At 40.7% G+C, this 3,846-nt stretch carries 7 protein-coding genes and 1 pseudogene; 4 read left to right on the top strand and 4 right to left on the bottom strand.

Annotation, left to right across the window (positions count from 1 at the left end; genetic code table 11):
• From ACFINU_RS09325 to ACFINU_RS09315, 3 genes and pseudogenes are all read left to right on the top strand, one after another.
• A pseudogene (locus ACFINU_RS09325) lies at window positions 1-800 on the top strand (late control protein); the annotation flags it as partial.
• A 306-nt stretch (window positions 801-1,106) separates the two neighbouring features.
• A complete protein-coding gene (locus tag ACFINU_RS09320; RefSeq protein ID WP_375618887.1) occupies window positions 1,107-1,850 on the top strand; it encodes an antA/AntB antirepressor family protein in 744 nt (247 codons plus the stop codon).
• A complete protein-coding gene (locus tag ACFINU_RS09315; protein WP_375618888.1) occupies window positions 1,847-2,125 on the top strand; it encodes a hypothetical protein in 279 nt (92 codons plus the stop codon). The genes ACFINU_RS09320 and ACFINU_RS09315 overlap by 4 nt, the downstream gene beginning before the upstream one ends.
• 44 nt (window positions 2,126-2,169) lie before the next feature.
• Here ACFINU_RS09315 and ACFINU_RS09310 read toward each other — a convergent pair whose 3' ends face one another.
• The 4 genes from ACFINU_RS09310 to ACFINU_RS09295 are packed head-to-tail and all read right to left on the bottom strand — an operon-like array spanning window position 2,170 to window position 3,418.
• Window positions 2,170-2,481 (bottom strand): DNA-binding protein, encoded by a 312-nt coding sequence (locus ACFINU_RS09310; RefSeq protein WP_375618889.1) that lies wholly within the window; start codon window positions 2,479-2,481, stop codon window positions 2,170-2,172.
• Window positions 2,482-2,493: 12 nt separating this feature from the next.
• Complete coding sequence (locus ACFINU_RS09305; RefSeq protein ID WP_375618890.1) at window positions 2,494-2,817, bottom strand: type II toxin-antitoxin system RelE/ParE family toxin; 324 nt, start codon at window positions 2,815-2,817, stop codon at window positions 2,494-2,496.
• A gap of 53 nt (window positions 2,818-2,870) precedes the next feature.
• Window positions 2,871-3,194, bottom strand: coding sequence for a type II toxin-antitoxin system PemK/MazF family toxin (locus ACFINU_RS09300; protein ID WP_375618893.1), 324 nt, complete (start codon window positions 3,192-3,194; stop codon window positions 2,871-2,873).
• Window positions 3,194-3,418, bottom strand: coding sequence for an antitoxin MazE family protein (locus ACFINU_RS09295; RefSeq protein ID WP_375618891.1), 225 nt, complete (start codon window positions 3,416-3,418; stop codon window positions 3,194-3,196). The genes ACFINU_RS09300 and ACFINU_RS09295 overlap by 1 nt, the downstream gene beginning before the upstream one ends.
• Window positions 3,419-3,561: 143 nt before the next feature.
• Here ACFINU_RS09295 and ACFINU_RS09290 point away from each other — a divergent pair.
• The coding region (locus ACFINU_RS09290; protein WP_375618892.1) for a lysozyme at window positions 3,562-3,846 on the top strand (285 nt) is incomplete at its 3' end.

Raw genomic sequence — 3,846 nt, 5'->3', positions numbered from 1 at the left:
CAAAACCCGTTGATGGTAAACTTGTTCTTGCCAAACGGGGGGAAGGCAAAGCCATCACTGGTGAAACACTCCCCGTTGTTATTATCCATGAAAAACTCTGTACCTCTTGGGATTTTAAATACAGTGCGCGTGATGAAGCAGGAGCGGCCAATGGCTTAGCAACAGAGGCAGGAGATGATCAAAAAGCCGCCGCTGATGCACGAGAACCAGAAGAAGTTGAAGAAGGCGAAGATGTTATCCATATGGATGAAAATGACGCCCTTAATTTGCCTAAAGCAGAGACGGAAGCCAAAATGCCTGAAAATCAAGAGCAAGAAGAAGAGAAAAAAGGCGGTGTTATTGCAAGCTATCATGATATTCGCACTGGTGAAAAAAAGGAAGTCAAGGTTGGCAAACCACCATTTCATGAACTCAAATATACCTACCATAACCAATCAGAGGCTGTTGCAGCCATTGCGGCTTATCGCAATAAATCATCGCGTGGGAAATCTTCTTTCTCATGTGATATTGGTGGTGATCCCTTTGTACAAGCAGAAGCAAAGCTTGTTCAAGAGCCCCCTTTCCGCCCCTATATTCCAGCAGAATGGCGCATCAAAAGCGTTAAACACAAGCTTGATAAAACAGGTGGTTACACCACAAAAATAGATTGCGAGCTTTTTGATGAAGCCCAAGAAGACACAGCTGGAAACGTTGCAAACACCACACCAGACAAAGATGATACCCTTGACCCAAACGCCCCACCAAACGCATGCGACGAAGGCGAAGGCGTTATCCATATGGACGAGGAAGGCATCAATTAGCAAAAATGCAAAAAATATCGAAAACCGCTTGACAATGTGGCGACAATATGAATAATCGAATCAGGTGCCTCAAAAACACCTTAAAACATCTAGCGGATTGGTTGCCGAAACAATCTTTTCACCGCCAATTAAAAACTTTGACTCGTTGTATGCTACAAGCATATAATGATATTGTCGGGTGTGGTTACGCTATACAATACCCTTGCGGGAAAGGCGTAACGACGGGCTATGTGCCGTGTTTCTTAGCACCCGGCACTCTTTAATTGAGTGTCATTAAGAAACCTTTAAGCACATAGGAGCCAAATTATGGCACAGTATTTAATTGATATACATCAAACCACGATTAATGGTGATATCGTTCAAACAGTCAACGCACGTGAATTACATGCGTTTTTGGAAATAGGTAAAGATTTTTCCAATTGGATTACTGACCGTATCAAAAAATATAATTTATTAGAAAATCAAGACTTTGTTTGGTCGCCAAATTTGGCGAGCAAAGGCAGAGGCGGTCACAATCGTAAAGATTATCATCTAACTTTAAGTGTAGCAAAAGAACTTTCTATGCTTGAGAATAATAAGAAAGGTAGAGAAGCGCGTTTATACTTTATCGAATGTGAAAGACAGTTAAAACAAGTAACAACACCACAAGTTGACTATTCGAAACCTGAAGCATTACTTGGTGTTTTGAATCACTTACAAAGCCAAATCAAACAGAAAGATCATGTGATTGCAGAACTAACTCCAAAAGCAAAGGCTTTAGAAGGCTTAAAACGCTCTGATGGTTTGTTTGGTCTTATCGAAGCAGCGAAGATGCTTGAAGTGCGACCAAAGGATTTAACAGATTACTTGCGTAAGCATGACTGGGTCTATCGACGAGCTCCAGGAGCACCTCTGTTGCCTTATCAGGACAAGATCAAGAAAGGATTCATGGATTGTCCTGCTATCACTATTCAAAGACCGGATGGTACAGAGAAAGTACTCCCTTCAACAAAAATCACATCCAAAGGATTGGCATGTTTGAGAGAACAAATCCATGGAGGTGTGCAATGAAGATAGATACCAACTTCTTATGCGATTTATGGATAGCATTATCTCAATTTTCTAATGATGAAAATGTGAGCGACAAAGATTGTAGTGCTCTGGTTCAAACTATGAATGCAATAGAAAAGGTTTTGATTTTAAAACTTCAAGATGACGTACCCAATATTACAAAAATCTTGGCAATTTTGACAGATTTTGGAGCTTCCGAACCGCCACATAGCATGGATTCTTTGTTGCGCGCTTATGAACCAAATTTCGAGAGCCCCATTAGAAAAGTTGCTTAAATACCTCCCTTCCCCATCTTTAAAGGTGGGGAGTGGAACTAAAGTTACACGTGTGGAACGGGTCGTTCAAGAGGTTGTACAGCTAAGCGAAGCCCCATGGTACGTAGTAAAGCATTCAAGCTACGGAACTCTGGATTGCCTTTTTCTGAAAGTGTACGATAAAGTTGTGTAGGATTCAGTTTGGCTGCTTTAGCTACAGCTTGAACACCACCATAGGCTTTTGCCATTTGACGAAGTGTTACAAGCAGTTCCCCCTGGTCACCATCTGCTAGGATTGCATCAAGGGTCGCTGCTGCCAACTCAGGGTCATCATGGAATATTTCTGCCATTGCATCATCATGGTTACGGTCTTTCATTTTTACACTCCTTTAATCTTCACGGTTTTGCCAATCACGCCAGCAAGCACATGCACGAGTGATATCAGTCTCTTGTGTTTTTTTGCTGCCACCGCATAATAGCAACAATACGGTCTTTCCAGATTGGACATAATAAACTCGGTAGCCAGGACCAACATTAATACGCAATTCATGAACACCCTCACGAAGCGGCTTGAAATCGCCAAAGTTTCCTTGCTCTAAACGATTAAGACGGCGAATAATTGCAGTTTTAGCCTGCACATCACGGAGCTTTCGCAGCCAATCGGCTATCAAGTCTTTGCCATCAGAGGTAAGGTAGTGACGTATTTCAAACATGATGTATATTCGTTTATAAACGAACATTTGTCAAGAGAGAAGAAATCCAATTTTTATTTTACTATTCCTAAAAATACAGCCAAACAACGTTCAATCTCCAGCATTTCCTTTGCTTGAAGAGAACCAAAAATGGAACTCATTTTATCACATCTTACCGTCATAATCTTATCAATCATTACTTGCGAAGGCTTTTGCAAACCATTTTTAGCGTTTGGCTGAATCGTAATACGGAGTAATGGCGCATCAACAAGTGTGCTAGTAATGGGTAAAACCGTTACACTTGTATGTTCACTGAATTGATTAGCTTGAATGATTAACGCAGGTCTTGGTTTACCAAAATCGCCTTGCATAGCTATTGTTACGAGAGATCCACGCATCATTCTGTCCAGCCATCAATATCCATTAAAGATTGATCCATTAACAACTGCATAGATGTATCTGCTTTATCCATTTTTGCGACTAAGCGACATTGGCGTCGACACTCTTCTGCAAAGTTCGGTTGGCGAGTATCTGGTACCCAAATTTGCATTAAGCGCAAACCTGCTTTTCTTTGTGCGTTGCGATGTTTTTGAACGCGTTCATTGACGTGCATCGTAGCCATAACAAAATCTCCATTATGTTTCATGTAACGTATAACATAGAAAAAAGTTACATGAAACACTACTTTTAATAAAACGCAATAATTACAATTTTAATCTATCAATCTGCCCCACCTTTTGTGGGGCTTTTTTATAGGAGCAATACATGAGAACAATATCACCAGAAGGGCTAGCACTGATTAAACAATGGGAAGGTTTACGTCTTAATGCCTATAAAGATGCCATCGGGGTGTGGACCATTGGTTATGGACATACAAACAATGCTGGAAAACCTTTTGTTCATAAAGGTATGGCAATCACTGAAAAACAAGCTGAAGAACTTCTTTGCCAAGATTTAAAACAATTTGAAAATACCGTTGAACAAGCCGTTCAAGTTTCTTTAACCGATGAACAATTCGCGGCTTTAGTCTCCTTTTGCTATAATGTAGGA

The organism is Bartonella sp. AC130YNZD, from assembly GCF_042196865.1.
Lineage (GTDB): Bacteria > Pseudomonadota > Alphaproteobacteria > Rhizobiales > Rhizobiaceae > Bartonella.
This window is presented reverse-complemented; position numbering and strand designations above follow the sequence as displayed.